Origin of the sequence: Demequina capsici, from assembly GCF_032102965.1 — a bacterium.
Classification (GTDB): Bacteria; Actinomycetota; Actinomycetes; order Actinomycetales; family Demequinaceae; genus Demequina; species Demequina capsici.
Map to the genome: position 1 here is coordinate 610,611 of NZ_CP134880.1, position 16,331 is coordinate 626,941.

Below are 16,331 nucleotides of genomic sequence, written 5' to 3' on the forward strand. Positions count from 1 at the left end.
CGTGGGTGGGGGAGGCTCCGGCCTGGTTCAGGCCCGGTGCGGGAGGTCGGTGGAGGAGTCGTGCCCGCCAGGACGCGCGGCGGGCACGATGACGGGCGTGCCCGTCACGGGGTCAGGGATGACGCGGACCCGCAGGCCGAAGACGTCATGGACCAGGTCCTCAGTGAGGACGTCGGAGGGCGCGCCGACCGCGGCGACGCGGCCCTGCGACATGGCGATGAGGTGGGTGGCGTAGCGGGCGGCCTGCGGAAGGTCGTGCACCACCATGACGATGGTGCGGCCCTGCCGATGATGCAGGCGGTGCAGCAGGTCCAGCACCTCGTACTGGTGGGCGATGTCCAGATAGGTGGTGGGCTCGTCGAGCAGCATCAGCGGGGTGTCCTGGGCGAGCGCCATGGCGATCCAGGCGCGCTGGCGCTGACCGCCGGACAGCTCGTCGACCACATGGTCCTGGATGCCGGTGAGCCCGGTGGAGTGAAGCGCGGACATGACGGCGGTCTCGTCGGCGGGGCTCCACGGTCGCAGCACCTTCTGGTAAGGCGTCCGTCCACGGCTCACGAGCTCCTTCACGGTGATGCCGGGCGGCGCGATCGGCGCCTGCGGGAGCAGGCCGATGCGCTGCGCGACGTCGCGGGTCGGCAGCCGGTGCAGGTCCGAGCCGTCGAGCAGGACGGTGCCGCCGTGCGGCTTGAGGAGGCGTGCGAGGGCGCGCAGGAGGGTCGACTTGCCGCAGCCGTTGGGGCCCACGATCGCGGTGATCTGACCCTCGGGGATCGTGACGTCCACGCCGTGCACCACGACGGTGTCGCCGTAGCCGAGCGTCACGTCGTGCGTCTCGAGCCGTGTCATGCGGGGCCTCCTCGTGATGCGCGCCAGACGAGCCACAGCAGGTAGGGCGCGCCGATGGCTGAGGTGTAGATGCCGACGGGCAGCGTGACCGCGCTGATGAGGTGCTGTGCGGCGAGGTCGGCGGTGAGCAGGATGGCCGCGCCCATGAGGGCCGACGGCAGGGGTGCGGCGCCGGGGGAGCGGGCGATCCGCACGGCGATCGCGGGCGCGACGAGCGCCACGAAGCCGATCGGGCCGGTGAGCGCGGTGGCACCCGCGGCGAGCAGCACCGAGCAGGCGATGAGCACCATGCGAGTGCGCGTGACATGGACGCCGAGCGCGCGGGCGGTGTCGTCGCCCAGCTCGATGGTGCGCAGGCCGCGCAGGTGCCACAGCACGACCGGCAGCAGCACCGCGAGGATGATCGCGGCGACGGTGACGTGCTGCCAGGTGCGGGAGGCGGTGGAGCCGACGAGCCAGGTGAGCGCGTCCCCTACCTGGTAGATGGGCAGGCGGGTGAGCAGGTACTGGGTGGTCGCATTGGCGACGAAGCCGATGCCGATGCCCGCGAGCACCAGGCGTAGCGGCACCAGGCCCCGCTTCCAGGCCAGGGCGAGGATCACGGTGGCCGCGCCCACGGCGCCGATGGCGGCGCCCGCCGCCGTGACCCACAGCGACGTCCCGATTCCCAGCACGATCGTGAGGACGGCGATCGCGCTCGCGCCCGCGGTGATGCCGATGAAGTCGGGTGAGGCCAACGGGTTGCGCGTGAGCGACTGCAGCAGCGCCCCCGACAGGCCGAGCATGAAGCCGACGAGCAGGGTGGTGAGGGCGCGGGGTGCGCGCACCTGGCCCACGATGAAGCTCGCTGACCCATCGGTGTGCAGGCCGAGCGTGGCCTTGAGCGCGTCGAGCGGGCTGATGCTCGAGGAGCCGATTGTGAGGGAGACGACCACGAGCGCCGTCACCGTCGCGAGCAACGCGCAGCCGACGACGAGCGTGCGCCGGTGGGTGGTGATACCGAACGGTCCGAGTGTCAGCGTCCTCACAGCTCGACCACCTTCATGCGGCGGGCCATGATCGCGAAGAGGATGCCGCCGACGAACGCGGTCATGACGCCGACGGGCACCTCGGCTGGGCGAGCGATGACCCGGCCGAGCACATCGCAGACGAGCACGAACGCTCCGCCGCCGAACGCGCATGCGGTGACCAGCCACGGCAGCGAGGCGCCCGTGAACGGCCGCAGCAGGTGCGGGATCGCAAGCCCGACGAAGATGAGGGGCCCGGCGGCGGCGGTGGCGGCGCCCGCGAGGATGGTGACGACCACGATCACCAGGGCGCGGGTGGCGGCGAGGTTGACCCCGAGCGCCTGGGCCGCGTCGTCCCCGAGCGCGATGGCCTCGAGCCTGCGTGCGCTGAGCAGGCCCACCAGCACGGCCACGACGACGATGGGGATGAGGGCCGTGATGTCGTTCCCCTGGCGGCCGACGAGCGAGCCGACCACCCAGAAGCGGAACACATCGAGCTCCTCGTCGAGGACGAGCAGGAGTGCATAGGTGACCGACGTGATGAGGGACGCGATCGCGACGCCTGCAAGGGCGAGCCGGACGGGCGCGCCGCCGGAGGCTCCGCGCGCCCCGATGAGGTAGACGGCCACGGCGGTGAGCCCCGCGCCGACGAAGGCGACCCAGACCTGGGCGGAGAATCCGGTGGCGACGCCGGTGACGAGTCCCAGGACGACGGCGAACGAGGCTCCGGCGTTGATGCCGAGCAGGCCTGGCTCTGCGAAGGGGTTGCGGGTGAGGGACTGCATGAGGGCACCGGCGACGGCGAGCGCCCCGCCTGCGAGCACTCCGATCAGCGTGCGGGAGCCGCGCAGCTCGCGCACGATCGCCTGCTCCGGGTCGTCTGGGTTGTAGGCGGTGAGCGCGTGCCAGACGGTGCCGAGGTCGATGGTGCGCGACCCGATCGCGAAGGAGAGGGCGACGGCTGCCACGAGCGCGATCGCCATGGCGATCGTGATCAGGACGCGGGTGCGCATCGGGCTCCTTCGAGGGTGGCGTCCGACGCGTCGAAGCGTCGGTGAGGCTCGCCTAACCTAGCCCAGTGGAAGCGATTATCGCAACATGCGCGTTGCTAAATCTGCGGCGCGAGTCCGTCCTCCGTCGCGGCATCCTGTGCGATGCCCGGCGCAGGGCAGGCATCGGCCTGGATCGCGATGTCGATGCCGTACAGCGTGCGGATCGCATCCAGGTAGCTGTCCGCCCTGCCCGCGCGAGCCATCTCACGCGCCCGCACCGTCGGCGTGTGCAGCAGCGTCCTCGCGAAGCGCCGCAACGACTGCTCGGCAAGCTCCGCGCGCGCCACGGTCTCCGCATCCGCGCCAGCCGGCGGGCGGATCCGCGACAGCTCGGACTCGAGGAGCTCGAACACGTGCTCCCGCAGCGCGATGATCGCCGGATCGATCGCCCTCTCCGCCTTGCCGGTCTCAAGCCGCGCCACCGCATGCGCCACGATCGACCGCGCAGCCTCCAACGCCTCCACGGACTCGCCCGGCGCGTGCAGGCCCACCGTCTCCAGGTCGATCACATGGATGTCGCGCAGCTCCTCCACCCCGGGGGCCACGTCGCGGTGAAGCGCCAGATCGACGATCGTCAGCGGGTGCCGCGCAGTGGCGCGAGCGCTCGACACGAGCGTCGGTGTGAGCACGATGCTCTCGCCGCCGGAGCACGCATAGATGACATCGGCCTCGCGCACGGCAGCGGCGAGGCCGTCCGGCTCGATGACCGGGATGCCCAGACGCTCGCCGAAGAGCGGACCGCGGCCAGACGGCGAGAACACTCCCGCGAGGTACGCTCCCCTGGCGCGGAGCGTGGCTGCGCCCGACTCGGCGAGCGCGCCGGTTCCGATGATGAGGGTGCGCGCACCGGGCCACTCCACCAGCTCGTCGGCAAGGTCGAGCGCGACGGAGACCACCGAACGGCCCGAGGTGCCGACGCCCGTGGTCGACGCCACCACCCGCGACGTCCGCAGCGCCGACTGGAACAGCCGGTCCAGCCGCGCGGAGATGTGGTGGTGCTGCTGCGCCTCGATGTGGGCGCGCCGCACCTGACCGGAGATCTCGCGCTCGCCGACCACCATGGACTCGAGGCCCGAGGTCACCGACATGAGGTGCTGGGCGGCGTCGTCGTCCTCGTAGGTGATGAGGGCGTCTGCCACGACCTGCTCGTCGAGGCCGGACGCCGCGGCCAGGCTCGCGACGACCTGCGCGCGTGCTGCCACGCCGTCGTCGGTCTCGAGATAGACCTCGAAACGGTTGCAGGTGGGCAGCACGACGGCGCCGGAGACGGGGGACTTGCCGTCCGCCGCGAGGCCGACGATGCTCTGCGCGCCGAGGCTGAGCTGCTCGAGGAGCGCGAGATCGCGGTTGCGGTGACTGGCCACGAGGGACATCAACATGACGTGTCCATTGTGGCACGGCATTATCACAATGGGCGCAGAGTTCAGAACAGGGCAGAATCGAGGCATGACCTCGACGCTCCTTCCCCCGTTGCACCCCCTGGCGACCGGGCTGACCGCCGACTCCCCGCTCATCGCGGCGCTCGAGGGGCGCGAGCCCGCTCACCGTCCGATCTGGTTCATGCGGCAGGCGGGACGCTCGCTCCCCGAGTACCGTGCCGCGCGGGTCGACAGCACCATGCTCGACGCGTGCTTCACGCCCGAGCTCGCCGCGGAGATCACGCTCCAGCCGGTGCGCCGCTACGGCGTCGACGCGGGCATCTTCTACTCGGACATCGTCGTGCCGCTCCGCGCCGCAGGCGTCGACGTGGACATCGCCCCTGGCATCGGCCCTGTCTTCGGCAAGGCGGTGACCAGCCTCGCCGACGTCGAGCAGCTCCCTGACCTGGGGGAGGAGGGCGACGGGGGCGCGTACGACTCCGCGCTCGAGCCGATCCGTCGCGCAGTCGGCCTCACCGTCGCAGAGCTGGGCGGCACACCCCTGATCGGCTTCGCCGGGGCGCCGTTCACGCTCGCCGCCTACATGGTCGAGGGCAAGCCCTCGCGCGATCACCTGGCCGCCCGCGAGCTCATGTACAAGGACCCTGACGCCTGGGAGGCGCTCGTCGACTGGACCGCGGCTCTCGCGGGCCGGTTCATGCGAGCGCAGGTGCTCGCAGGCGCCTCCGCCGTGCAGCTCTTCGACTCGTGGGCCGGGGCGCTGTCCGAGCGCGACTACCAGGAGCACTGCGCGGGCGGCTCGGCGCGTGCGCTGGGCGCCGTCGCAGACCTGGGCGTTCCGCGCATCCACTTCGCGACCTCGGCCGGCCACCTGCTGCCCGCGCTCGCGCAGGCAGGCGCGACGGCCGTCGGAATCGACTACCGCACCCCGCTCGACCAGGCCGCGGGAATCCTCCCCGACGTGGCGCTGCAGGGCAACATCAACCCGGCCCTGCTCGCCGCTCCCGCCGATGTGCTCGAGGCGCACGTGCAGGACGTGCTCACGCGGGGCGCCGTCGCGCACGGCCACGTCGCCAACCTGGGCCACGGCATGCCGCCGCACGCCGATCCTGAGGTGGTCACGCGCGTCGTCGAGTACGTCCACGAGCATGGCTGAGCCCACGTCGGCGGCCGCATCCCCCAGGACCGTCGCCGTCGTCGGCGGAGGCGTCGCCGGGCTGCTGGCGGCCCGACGGCTGCTGCGCGCGGGCGCCGTCGTCACGGTGCTCGAGGCTGGGCCGCGGGTCGGAGGGCGCATCTCACGGCTGGAGCTCGATGGCCTGGAGCTCGACGCCGGTGCGGAGTCGTTCGCCGTGCGCGACGGGTCCGTCCAGCGACTGATCGAGGAGCTCGGCCTCGGCTCGCGGATGGTGGCGCCTGCGCCGACGCCCGCGTGGGTCGTCGGCCCCCGGCGGGCTCACCCGTTGCCGGCGGCGGGATGGATGGGGATCCCCGTGGATCCCTTCGCGCCCGACGTGGTGGCGGCGCTCGGACGCCTCGGCGCGCTCCGCGTCTGGTTCGACACCGTGATCCCCGCCCGCGAGCCCGGCCCCGGCGCGACCGCACGGTCGGTGCTGAGGCACCGGCTCGGACGGCGCGCGACGGCGCGACTGGTCGAGCCGGTGGTCAAAGGCATCTATTCGCGGCCGCTCGATGAGCTGCCGTTCGCGGCGCTCGGTGCCGACGTCGCCCACGATCTCAAGGCCAAGGGCGGGCTCGTCGCGCTCGCGGCCGCGCGGCGCCAGGCGTCCCCGGCGGGAAGCGCCGCGATGGGCCTCGTGGGGGGCATGGCCACCTTGACGGAGGCGCTCGCGCACGACGTACGCGGCCAGGGGGGCGCGATCCGCACCGGCGTCCACGTGTCCTCGGTCCGACCCGCTGACGGCGGGCGGTGGAGCGTGCGGGTCGACGGCGACGCGGCCCCAGCCGTCGTCGACGAGGTCGTGCTCGCGGTGCCGCAGGTCGAGGCGTTCCGCCTCCTGCCGGTCGACGATCGCCGGTCCGAGCCGCGCAGGCCCGGCCGCGCAGTCCTCGTCACCCTCGTGCTCGACGCGCCCGCGCTCGACGCCGCGCCCCGCGGCACAGGCGTGCTCGTCGTCGGCGACGCCGCGCGGGCGAAGGCGTTGACGCACGCGACCGCCAAGTGGCCGTGGCTTGCCGACGCGGCGCCTGGCAGGCACGTCGTCCGTCTGTCGTACGACGCGCGTGCTGTCACGGGCCTGGACCGCGACGGACCCGCGACCAGAGCCGGATCGGTGGCCGGCCAGGCGCTGCGGGACGCGTCCCGGCTGCTCGGCGTGACGCTCGAGCCCTCGCAGCTGCGGGCGCACGCGGTGGTGGCGTGGCCGGACTCCGCTCCGGCACCGGCAGCGCCGATCCATCCGCGTCCCGGGCTCACCCTCGTGGGATCTGCGGCAGGGCTCAGCGGCCTCGCCGCGATCGCCTCGCAAGATTTCGTCTTGAGTAGTTCATGAGAGAGGATGGCGGCATGACCGACCAGCCGGATGGCTTCACCCTGTTCTCCGTCCTCGACGGCCTTCTTGACGCGCCCGACGAGGAGCTCGCGGAGGTCGTCGAGCACTTCGACATGGCCGTCGCCGAGCTCGCGGAGCACGACGTCGTGCTCCGTGGCATCTACGACGTGTCCGGCCTGCGCGCCGACGGCACCGTGATGCTGTGGCTCCACGGACCGGTGCTCGAGGACCTGCAGCTCGCGCTTCGCGAGCTGCACGCGACCGAGCTGCTCGCAGGCACCACCCTCACGTGGTCCGCTGCTGGTGTGCATCGTGCCGCGGAGTTCAACAAGGCGCACGTGCCCGGCTTCCTGCGTGGCGAGCGTCCCCGCAACTGGCTCACCGTCTACCCGTTCGTGCGCTCCTACGAGTGGTACCTGCTGCCCGACGAGGAGCGCTCGCAGATGCTGCGCGAGCATGGCATGAAGGGCGCTGCGTTCAAGGGCGTCGTGGCGAACACAGTCGCCGCCTTCGCGCTGGGCGACTACGAGTGGCTGCTGCCCATGGAGGCCGATGAGGTCACCGACCTGGTCGACATGATGCGCGAGCTGCGCTACACCGAGGCGCGGCGTCACGTGCGCACCGAGCTGCCGTTCTACACCGGCCGCCGCGTGACCACCGCCGAGGCGGTGGAGGTGCTCGCGTCGTGACCGCCACGCTTCCCGCGCTCGCGGCGTCGACGCGCACGCTCGCGCCCGCCACCTACGACTGCATCCTCCTCGCCGGCTTCGGCGGGCCGGAGGGGCAGGACGACGTCATCCCCTACCTGCGCAACGTCACCCGTGGCCGCGGCGTGCCCGACGAGCGGCTCGAGGAGGTGGCGCACCACTACCGGCACTTCGGCGGCATCAGCCCGATCAACCAGCAGAACCGTGACCTCAAGGTGGCGCTCGAGGCGGAGATCGAGCGCCGAGGACTGGGGCTTCCCGTGTACTGGGGGAACCGCTTCTGGGCGCCGTACTTCACCGACGCGCTGAAGGAGCTGCACGCGGACGGTCACCGCAGGGTGCTCGTGCTCGTCACCACTGCGTTCTCCAGCTACTCCGGCTGTCGCGCCTACCGTGAGGACCTGGCCGCCGCGCTCGACGAGGCAGGGCTGGCGGGCGAGCTGGTGCTCGACAAGGTGCGCCAGTACTTCGACCACCCGGGATTCGTGGAGCCGAACGTCGACGCCGTGCTCGGCGGTCTTCGCGAGCTCTCCGAGCGCGGCGACGGCGACCGCCTGCACGTGATGTTCGCGACGCACTCGATCCCCAGCTCGGCCGCCGACGTCTCCGGCCCGCGCGAGGCGCTGCCCGATGGAACCCCGGTGCCGACCGGCGGCGGCGAGGAGTGGAACGCAGGCGGAGGCTGGTACGTCGAGCAGCAGCGCGCCGTCGCGGCGCTCGTGATGGATCGCGTGGCCGACGAGTTCCCCGGGGTGCCGTGGTCGCTGGTGTTCCAGTCGCGGTCGGGCGACCCCCGCATGCCGTGGCTGGAGCCGGACATCAACCTCGCGATCGAGGCGCTCCCCGAGTCGACGACAGGACTGGTCATCTCTCCTCTGGGATTCGTCTCGGACCACATGGAGGTCGCGTGGGACCTGGACAACGAGGCGCTCGAGACCTGTGAGGGCCGTGAGCTCAGCGCGGTGCGTGTGCCGACCGTCGGCGTGGATCCGGCGTTCGTGGCCGGGCTGATCGATCTGGTCGAGGAGCGCCATGTGGCCGCCGCGGGTGAGGCGCCTCGCGAGCGCGAGGCCCTCACCACGCTTGGTCCGTGGCAGGACGTCTGCCCGGCGGACTGCTGCCTGGGTCGGGCGGCCAAGCCGACCATCGCGTCGGCCGAGTAGCCCCTGCGCGGGGGCGGCCGGTCAGCCGCGCGCGGCCTCCTCGAATGCGCGACGTGGGACCTCCACGCGCCCCAGCGAGACCATGTCGCGGCGGAAGAGCAGCGCGATCGTCCAGTCCAACGTGACCCGAAGCTTGCGGTTCACGGTGGGGATCTGCGCCAGGTGGTACGTGCGGTGCATGACCCAGGCGGGCCAGCCGCGCAGCTTGAGGCCCATCGTGACGGCGACGCCCTTGTTGAGGCCGAGCGACGCCACCATGCCCAGGTGCTTGTGCTTGTACTCCTTGAGCTCCGCGCCCGCGAGGTGCGCGGCGATGTTCGCGCCGAGGTGACGGGCCTGGCGCACCGCGTGCTGGGCGCTCGGGGCGCACCAGTCGCCCTCGCCCTCAACCAGGTTGGGCACCTGGGCGCAGTCGCCCGCAGCCCACACGCCAGGGACGATGCGCCCCTCCAGGTCGACCACCTGCAGCGTGGGGGACGAGCTCATGTGCCCGCGGGGGCCGAGCGGCAGATCGGACTCGGCGAGCACGGGGGCGGGCCTGACGCCCGCGGTCCACACGACCGTGTCCGCCTCGAAGGACTCTCCGTTGGACAGCTCGATGCGGCCGTCCACACAGCTCTCGAGCCGCGTCTCGAGAAGCACTCGCATGCCGCGGGTCTCGAGCTCGTGCTTGGTGTAGTCGCCCATGTCGGGTCCCATCTCGGGGAGGATGCGCGGGGCAGCCTCGACCATCACGAACGACAGGTCGGACGGCGAGAGCTCCGGGTAGTAGCGCAGGGCAGCCTTCGCCATGTCCTCGGTCTCGGCGAACGCCTCGATGCCGGCGAAGCCGCCGCCCACGAACACGAATGTGAGCAGGCGCTTGCGCAGCGCGGGGTCGGACGTGGTCGCGGCGCGAGCGATGCGGCCCAGGATGCGGTTGCGGACCGCCGCGGCCTCCTCCACGAACTTGAAGCCGATCGCGAAGTCCGCGAGCCCGGGGATGGGCAGGGTGCGCGAGACGGATCCCAGTGCGACGACGAGCTCGTCGTACTCGAGGTTCAGGTCCTCGCCCAGGTCGGTCGTGGCGGTGACCTTGCGCGAGGCGTGGCTGATGCCGGTCACCTTGCCCTGCAGCACGCGCACGCCCTTGAGGGTGCGGCGCAACGGGACCACGGCGTGGCGCGCCTCGATGGAGCCCGCACCCGCCTCGGGCAGGAAGGGCGCGTAGGTCATGTACGGCCGGCGGTCGATGAGCGTGATGTCGACGGCGCCGCGTGCCTTCCGCTTGAGCGTGAGGGCGGTGTAGAGGCCGACGTAGCCGCCTCCGAGGATGAGCACACGTGTGCGGGTCATGGGGGTACCTCCTGCAGGGTGCAACCAGGGACCCGTGCGCGATTGTTCCCGCTGCGTGAGACCCGCAGCTGCGCGTGGTGATGCTCTGATCCTACCCGCGACCGGGACGAAGGTCCCTGCTGCAGGTCAGGTCAGCGCCTGACCAGGAGGTACGCCGCTCAGCGCCCCGTCATGGTCGTGACGTCCAGCAAGGCATCGAGCTGATCAAGCGTGATCTCTCCGCGGTCCACGAACCCCAGGTCGATCGTGGCCTCACGCACCGTCACACCCTGCTTGACCGAGTGCTTCGCGATCTTCGCCGCGTTCTCGTAGCCGATGACCCGGTTCAGGGGAGTCACGATGCTGGGGCTCGCCTCGGCCAGGAAGCGGGCGCGGTCCACGTTCGCCTCGATGCCGACCACCGTGCGCTCGCGAAGGACCTCGACCGCGTGGGTCAGCAGTCGCATCGACTCGAGCGTGCCGAGCGCCATCACCGGGATCTGCACGTTCAGCTCGAACGCGCCTGACGCGCCCGCCCACGCGACGGTCGCGTCGTTCCCGATCACGCGTGCGCACACCATCAGCACGGCCTCGGGGACCACAGGGTTGACCTTGCCGGGCATGATCGACGAGCCCGGCTGGAGGTCCGGGAGCGCGATCTCCCCGAGCCCCGTGTTCGGGCCGGATCCCATCCACCGCAGGTCGTTGCAGATCTTCGTGAGGCTCACCGCGATCGTGCGCAGCGCGCCCGACAGCTCGACGAGCGAGTCGCGTGCCGACTGCGCCTCGAAGTGGTTCCGTGCCTCGGTGATCGGCAGGCCGGTGTCCTCGGCGAGAAGCGCGATCACCCGTTGGGGGAAGCCCGCGGGGGTGTTGATCCCCGTGCCGACGGCCGTCCCGCCCAGCGGCACCTCCGCCACACGGGGAAGCGCGACGAGCAGCCGCTCCACGCCGAGCCGCATGGCCGCCGCGTAGCCTCCGAACTCCTGACCGAGCGTGACCGGCGTCGCGTCCATGAGGTGCGTGCGGCCGGACTTCACGACGTCGGCGAACTGCACCGCCTTCGCCTCGAGCGCCTCGGCGAGAGCGCTCAAGGCCGGGACCAGGTCGTGGACCACGGTCGCCGACGCCGCCACGTGCACCGAGGTGGGGAACACGTCGTTCGACGACTGGGAGGCGTTCACGTGATCGTTCGGATGGACATCCCGACCGAGAGCGCGCGTCGCCAGGGTGGCGACCACCTCGTTCATGTTCATGTTCGACGACGTGCCCGAGCCGGTCTGGAAGACGTCGACAGGGAAGTGCGCGTCATGGCGCCCGGCGGCCACCTCGTCCGCGGCGGCGACGATCGCGGCGGCGACCTCTGCCTCCAGGACGCCGAGCTCCGCGTTCGCGAGCGCCGCGGCCTTCTTCACCCGCGCCAGCGCCTCGATGTGACGCCGTTCGAGCCTCACGCCCGAGATGGGGAAGTTCTCCACGGCCCGCTGCGTCTGTGCACGGTAGAGGGCGTCGGCGGGGACCCGCACCTCTCCCATCGTGTCGTGCTCGATCCTGAACTCCGTCGTCATGGCGACCATTGTTGCAGTGGACCCTCACAGAATCACAGCACCCGCCGATGGTTTCCACGTCATCATGTGCCACGTAAGGTGAAGCCTGAGCAGGAGAGGCGCGCGTGGGGGCGGGCACGTTCTTGGTGGAAGGGGGGCCTGTGGCCCGAGGATGGCGCACGGTACTGCGCCGACGGCTGGCGGAGGACGCCGCGTCGGAGGCCGCACTCACCGCGGAGGAGATGACGGAGCTCGCGCGTTCGCGCGAGCGGTCGGTGCGTGCAGGGATCGCGGCGAGGGTGGACCTCCCGCTGCCCACGATGCTGAGGCTCGGCACCGACCGCTCACCGCAGGTGCGTGCGGCGCTCGCGGCGAACCCTGGCGTCGGGCGCTCGCGAGCCCTCATGGACGCGCTCGCTGAGGACACCGATGTCAGCGTCCGGCTCGCGCTCGTCGGCAATCCAGCGACCCCGGTCGATGCGCTCCAGCGGCTCGCGCTGCGCTCGCCTGGTCCGGTCTGCGCCGCGGCGGTCGAGCGGATGGATGTCGATCACGCGTACGACGCCGCGCAGCCGGTGGTCGCGCTGCGACTCGCCGTCGGGGACGATGCGCGTCCTACCAGGCAGGCGCCGGTGCGAGGTTTCAAGCCGGCCCGCTGACCATCTCTCAGCGCGGCCGACGTCCGTGGCCGGTGATCGGTCGACGCCGGGTCTGCGTGAATCGGCGGCGAGCGGTCAGGCGTCCAGCTCGGCCAGCGTCGGCGGGTTCGCGCCCGCGCGCGAGACGGTGATCGCGGCGATCCGTGCGCAGCGTTCCAGCACTGCCGAGACGGTGTCCAGGTCGAGCGACCGCAGTGCCTGCCGCTGTGGCGCCCCGAGAACACCCGCGCCCCACAGTCCGTCGATCAGCCCGCCCATGAAGGAGTCGCCCGCACCGACGGTGTCCGCCACGGTGACCTTCGGTGCCCGCACGTCCACACGGCCCTCAGGGGTCCACGCGGTGGCGCCTTCGCCCCCGCGGGTCACCACGACGATCGCGGGGCCCAGCGCCAGCCAGGCCTGCGCGACCCGGTCCACGCCCTCGCCGGGCGCGAGCCATTCGATGTCCTCGTCGGAGACCTTCACGACGTCGGCGAGGCGCACCGCGCGCTCCACCGCTGCGCGCGCCGTCGCCGGCTCGCCCATGAGCGACGGCCTCGCATTCGGGTCGTAGGTGACGGTCGAGGTCTCCCGCGACGACGCCATCAACGTCAGGACGGCGTCGGCACCAGGCTGCAGCACCGCGGCGATGGACCCGGTGTGCACCACGAGCGGCTCGGGCCGGGTGACCGCGTCAGCGCTCAGGGCCCACTCGAGGGCGAAGTCGTAGGCAGCGGCCCCGCTCGCGTCGAGCGTCGCGGTCGCGACCGAGGTGGCCGGCGCATCCTGCGAGCCCTCGCACAGCGCGACCCCGGATCCCTCGAGGTGGTCGACGACCAGTGCGCCGTCGTCGTCCTTGCCCAACCACGTCAGGAGCTCGGCGTCGCGGCCCAGCCGTGCCAGCCCGATCGCCACGTTCGCAGGGGAGCCGCCGGGGTGTCTCTGCACCGAGCCGTCCGCACGATGGACGGCGTCGATCAGTGCCTCGCCGATCACCAGCGCGTGGCCGCTCATTCGTCGTCCCCGTCGGCAGGGACCACGCCGACGACACCCGCGTCGGCCATGTCGTCGTCCTCGCCGCGGACGGCCGCGATGCGCTCGCCCGCGCCATCCAGGAGCTCCTGGCAGCGGGCGGCGAGGGCCTCGCCGCGCTCCCAGAGCCCGAGGGACTCATCGAGGGTCGCCTGGCCGGCCTCGAGACGAGCGACGATGGCGATCAGCTCATCGCGGGCGTCCTCGTATGTCATCCCGGCCACATCGTCGGTATTGTTCGGCACGAGGCCACCGTAGCGCGTCGACGACGACCGCTGCTGCACCTTGGAGGAACGTCGATCGCGGAGGGAAGCGGGGACGTACACGACTCACAACGGAGTGAGAGATGTTCAGCGACGGATACACGCAGGAGACCGCGCTCGCGCGGGTGCGCCAGATGCTCGACGACGGCGTGAGCGACGCCGAGCTGTCGCGTCTGTCGGTGCATGAGGAGGCACTGGTGAGGGCCGCGGTCGCCGCGCATCCCGGCACGTCGGTGCTTGCTCTGCTTCGACTCGCATCGGACGAGGCGACGACGGTGCGCGCGGGGGTGGCGCGCAATCCGCGGCCCGATATGCCGGAGGACATCCACGAGCAGCTCGCGCAGGACAAGCGGGTGGAGGTGCGGATGGCCCTCGCGGGCAACCCGTCGCTCGGACGGGAGGTGCTCGGAAAGCTGTCGCGCAGCCGCGACAAGGATGTGGCGCTCGTGGCGCGTCGGCGTATCGCCGCGGAGGGAGGCGCACGGGGGATGCTCGCGCGCCTCTCCATGCCGCGCGGCTGAGTCCTGCGCGGCTGAGTCCCGCGCAGAGCTTCAGCCGGCGCTGAACGGCTCGAGCGCCTGGTCGTCGAGGTCGACGTCGTCCACCGACGCGACGAACGTTCCGCGCGCGACCCGTACCAGGAGCTGGTCACCCGGGTCCAGGAGCGCCGCGTCGCGCACCACCGCGCCGTCGGCATCGCGGACCACGGCGTAGCCCCGGTCGAGCGTGGACTGGGGACTGAGCGCCCGCAGGCTGGCAGCAAGCTCGCGCGTGCGTGCGTCCGCGGTGGACAGGATGTCGACGAGCGCTCGGCCTGACGCGAGATGCAGGGCCGCCAGCCGCTCGCGATGCGGGTCGAGCATGCGCCTTGGGTGAGCCATCACGGGACGGGTCCGGAAAGAGGACAGGCCTCGCGCCTCTCGGTCGAGGCGGGTGGTGACGGCCGCGCGCATGGTGGCGCGCGCGCGGATCACCTCGCGACGCTCGTGCGCCGCGTCGGGAACCACGCGCTTGCCCGCGTCCGTGGGAGTCGACGCGCGCCAGTCGGCGACGAGGTCCAGGAGCGGCGAGTCCTTCTCATGCCCGATCGCGCTCACCAACGGCGTGACGACGGCCGCGGCGGCGCGCACCATCGCCTCGTCGCTGAACGCGAGCAGATCCTCCAGCGCCCCGCCCCCGCGGGCGACGACGATCACGTCGACGTCGTCACGCGCGTCGAGCTCACGCATGGCTGCGACGACCTCGGGCACGGCGCGCGGTCCTTGGACGGTGACGCGGCGGATCTCGAACTGCACGGCGGGCCACCGGCGCTGCGCGTTCTCCACCACGTCGTGCTCCGCGTCTCCCTGGGTGGCGCACACCAGGCCCACGACCCTCGGCAGGAACGGCAGCGGCACCTTGCGCTCGGCGGCGAAGAGGCCTTCTTCAGCGAGCGCGGACTTGAGCATCTCGATCCTGGCGAGAAGGTCGCCGAGGCCGACGGTGCGCACCTCCTTGCCGCGCATCTGAAGGGCGCCGGACTTGGTCCACCACTGGGGCTTCGCGTGGATCACGATCCGTGCACCGTCCTCGAGCGGCACTCCGAGCGCCTCGACGGCGGCGGCGGGCAGGGTTGCGCCGAGCGACATGTTCTCGTCCGTGTCGCGCAGCGTGAGGAAGACCAGGTCGCGCCATCTCTTGACGCCCAACACCTGCCCCTCGACCCATACCGGCGACATGCGGGCGATGTACTCGCCGATCTTGGGGGAGAGGTGCCGCACGGGCCAGGGCCGTTCGGCGCTCGTGTCAGCGGCCGTGTCAGGAAGAGTCGCCCTGGTCTGGTCGTTGTCCTGGGGGAAGACGTCAGCGCCGCTCACGGCCACCAGCCTGCCACGTAGGATGAAGAGCATGCCCGCCACCACAGCGAAGAAGGTCCTGCTTGCCGCGCCGAGAGGCTACTGCGCGGGAGTGGATCGAGCGGTGATCGCCGTCGAGAAGGCCCTGGAGCTGCATGGCTCGCCGATCTACGTGCGCAAGGAGATCGTCCACAACAAGTATGTCGTGGAGACCTTGAGCGAGCGCGGCGCGATCTTCGTGGATGAGACTGACCAGGTGCCCGAGGGCGCTCGCGTGGTGTTCTCGGCGCATGGCGTGTCGCCTGCGGTCAGGGACGCGGCCGACGCGCGGAGCCTGCTCACGATCGACGCGACCTGCCCGCTCGTGACGAAGGTGCACAAGGAGGCGGTGCGCTTCGCGAAGAGCGATCAGACCATCCTGCTGATCGGTCACTCCGGTCACGAGGAGGTCGAGGGCACCGCCGGTGAGGCCCCCGAGCACACGATCGTGGTGAACTCGCCCGACGACGTGGACGGTCTCGAGGTTCCCGACCCTGACAACGTGGTGTGGCTGTCGCAGACCACTCTGTCGGTGGACGAGACGATGGAGACGGTACGGCGGCTGCGCGAGCGGTTCCCGAATCTGCAGGATCCGCCCAGCGACGACATCTGCTACGCGACGCAGAATCGCCAGGTCGCGGTGAAGAAGATCGCGCCGCAGGCGGACCTTGTGATCGTGGTCGGCTCCGCGAACTCGTCGAACTCGGTCCGGCTGGTGGAGGTCGCGCTGCAGTCGGGCGCGGGGTCGTCGTACCGTATCGATCGCGCTACGGAGCTGGAGGACTCCTGGTTCGACGGAGTCTCGACGGTCGGCGTGACGTCGGGTGCCTCGGTCCCCGAGATCCTGGTGCGCGACGTGCTCGATGCCCTCGCCGGGCGCGGGTACGAGACCGTGGAAGAGGTACGGACGGCGACCGAGGACCTGATGTTCTCGCTGCCGCGCGAGATCCGTGCCGACCTCAAGGCCAAGGAGGCGGCCTCGCGCGCCTGACA

Annotated in this window: 16 protein-coding genes; 7 read left to right on the forward strand and 9 right to left on the reverse strand. The window is 71.6% G+C overall.

What is annotated here, in order from left to right:
* Positions 1 to 27: 27 nt before the first annotated feature.
* From RN607_RS02945 to RN607_RS02960, 4 genes are all read right to left on the reverse strand, one after another.
* Positions 28 to 849: an ABC transporter ATP-binding protein gene (locus RN607_RS02945; RefSeq protein WP_313544220.1), complete on the reverse strand. Its 822-nt coding sequence runs from the start codon at positions 847 to 849 to the stop codon at positions 28 to 30.
* The gene (locus tag RN607_RS02950; RefSeq protein WP_313499735.1) at positions 846 to 1,877 is read right to left on the reverse strand and encodes a FecCD family ABC transporter permease; all 1,032 of its coding nucleotides are present in this window, start codon (positions 1,875 to 1,877) and stop codon (positions 846 to 848) included. Before RN607_RS02950 ends, RN607_RS02945 begins: the two co-directional genes overlap by 4 nt.
* The gene (locus tag RN607_RS02955) at positions 1,874 to 2,869 is read right to left on the reverse strand and encodes a FecCD family ABC transporter permease (protein ID WP_313544222.1); all 996 of its coding nucleotides are present in this window, start codon (positions 2,867 to 2,869) and stop codon (positions 1,874 to 1,876) included. Before RN607_RS02955 ends, RN607_RS02950 begins: the two co-directional genes overlap by 4 nt.
* Before the next feature lie 95 nt (positions 2,870 to 2,964).
* Complete coding sequence (locus tag RN607_RS02960) at positions 2,965 to 4,287, reverse strand: glutamyl-tRNA reductase (RefSeq protein WP_313544223.1); 1,323 nt, start codon at positions 4,285 to 4,287, stop codon at positions 2,965 to 2,967.
* Between the two features lie 67 nt (positions 4,288 to 4,354).
* Here RN607_RS02960 and hemE point away from each other — a divergent pair, with 67 nt between their 5' ends.
* From hemE to RN607_RS02980, 4 genes are read left to right on the forward strand one after another with little or no spacing between them, the layout of a single operon-like run.
* Positions 4,355 to 5,443 carry a uroporphyrinogen decarboxylase gene (hemE, locus tag RN607_RS02965; protein WP_313499741.1) on the forward strand — a complete coding sequence of 363 codons (1,089 nt, stop codon included), beginning with the start codon at positions 4,355 to 4,357 and terminating at the stop codon, positions 5,441 to 5,443.
* Positions 5,436 to 6,800, forward strand: coding sequence for a protoporphyrinogen/coproporphyrinogen oxidase (locus tag RN607_RS02970; protein ID WP_313544225.1), 1,365 nt, complete (start codon positions 5,436 to 5,438; stop codon positions 6,798 to 6,800). The genes hemE and RN607_RS02970 overlap by 8 nt, the downstream gene beginning before the upstream one ends.
* Positions 6,801 to 6,814: 14 nt before the next feature.
* Positions 6,815 to 7,489: a hydrogen peroxide-dependent heme synthase gene (hemQ, locus tag RN607_RS02975; protein WP_313499745.1), complete on the forward strand. Its 675-nt coding sequence runs from the start codon at positions 6,815 to 6,817 to the stop codon at positions 7,487 to 7,489.
* Positions 7,486 to 8,670, forward strand: a complete 1,185-nt coding sequence (locus RN607_RS02980) for a ferrochelatase (protein ID WP_313499747.1) — start codon at positions 7,486 to 7,488, stop codon at positions 8,668 to 8,670. Before hemQ ends, RN607_RS02980 begins: the two co-directional genes overlap by 4 nt.
* Positions 8,671 to 8,691: 21 nt before the next feature.
* On the opposite strand, the gene RN607_RS02985 is transcribed toward RN607_RS02980, so the two are convergent.
* Together RN607_RS02985 and RN607_RS02990 are read right to left on the reverse strand one after the other, a co-directional pair.
* Positions 8,692 to 10,005: an NAD(P)/FAD-dependent oxidoreductase gene (locus RN607_RS02985; RefSeq protein WP_313544227.1), complete on the reverse strand. Its 1,314-nt coding sequence runs from the start codon at positions 10,003 to 10,005 to the stop codon at positions 8,692 to 8,694.
* A 158-nt stretch (positions 10,006 to 10,163) separates the two neighbouring features.
* Positions 10,164 to 11,561: a class II fumarate hydratase gene (locus RN607_RS02990; RefSeq protein ID WP_376784221.1), complete on the reverse strand. Its 1,398-nt coding sequence runs from the start codon at positions 11,559 to 11,561 to the stop codon at positions 10,164 to 10,166.
* Positions 11,562 to 11,692: 131 nt separating this feature from the next.
* Here RN607_RS02990 and RN607_RS02995 point away from each other — a divergent pair, with 131 nt between their 5' ends.
* Positions 11,693 to 12,190, forward strand: coding sequence for a hypothetical protein (locus RN607_RS02995; RefSeq protein WP_313544231.1), 498 nt, complete (start codon positions 11,693 to 11,695; stop codon positions 12,188 to 12,190).
* Positions 12,191 to 12,265: 75 nt separating this feature from the next.
* Here the strand turns inward: RN607_RS02995 and RN607_RS03000 are convergent, their stop codons facing one another.
* Both RN607_RS03000 and RN607_RS03005 read right to left on the reverse strand, forming a co-directional pair.
* A complete protein-coding gene (locus RN607_RS03000; protein WP_313544234.1) occupies positions 12,266 to 13,183 on the reverse strand; it encodes a carbohydrate kinase family protein in 918 nt (305 codons plus the stop codon).
* Positions 13,180 to 13,446, reverse strand: a complete 267-nt coding sequence (locus RN607_RS03005) for an exodeoxyribonuclease VII small subunit (RefSeq protein ID WP_376784222.1) — start codon at positions 13,444 to 13,446, stop codon at positions 13,180 to 13,182. The genes RN607_RS03000 and RN607_RS03005 overlap by 4 nt, the downstream gene beginning before the upstream one ends.
* 101 nt (positions 13,447 to 13,547) lie before the next feature.
* Between RN607_RS03005 and RN607_RS03010 the strand changes: the two genes are divergently transcribed.
* Positions 13,548 to 13,985, forward strand: coding sequence for a hypothetical protein (locus tag RN607_RS03010; RefSeq protein ID WP_313499757.1), 438 nt, complete (start codon positions 13,548 to 13,550; stop codon positions 13,983 to 13,985).
* A gap of 30 nt (positions 13,986 to 14,015) precedes the next feature.
* On the opposite strand, the gene xseA is transcribed toward RN607_RS03010, so the two are convergent.
* Positions 14,016 to 15,353 carry an exodeoxyribonuclease VII large subunit gene (gene xseA / locus RN607_RS03015; protein ID WP_313544236.1) on the reverse strand — a complete coding sequence of 446 codons (1,338 nt, stop codon included), beginning with the start codon at positions 15,351 to 15,353 and terminating at the stop codon, positions 14,016 to 14,018.
* Here xseA and RN607_RS03020 point away from each other — a divergent pair.
* Positions 15,352 to 16,329 carry a 4-hydroxy-3-methylbut-2-enyl diphosphate reductase gene (locus RN607_RS03020; RefSeq protein WP_313544238.1) on the forward strand — a complete coding sequence of 326 codons (978 nt, stop codon included), beginning with the start codon at positions 15,352 to 15,354 and terminating at the stop codon, positions 16,327 to 16,329. The two genes, xseA and RN607_RS03020, sit on opposite strands and share 2 nt — an antisense overlap.
* The last annotated feature ends 2 nt before the right edge of the window (positions 16,330 to 16,331 follow it).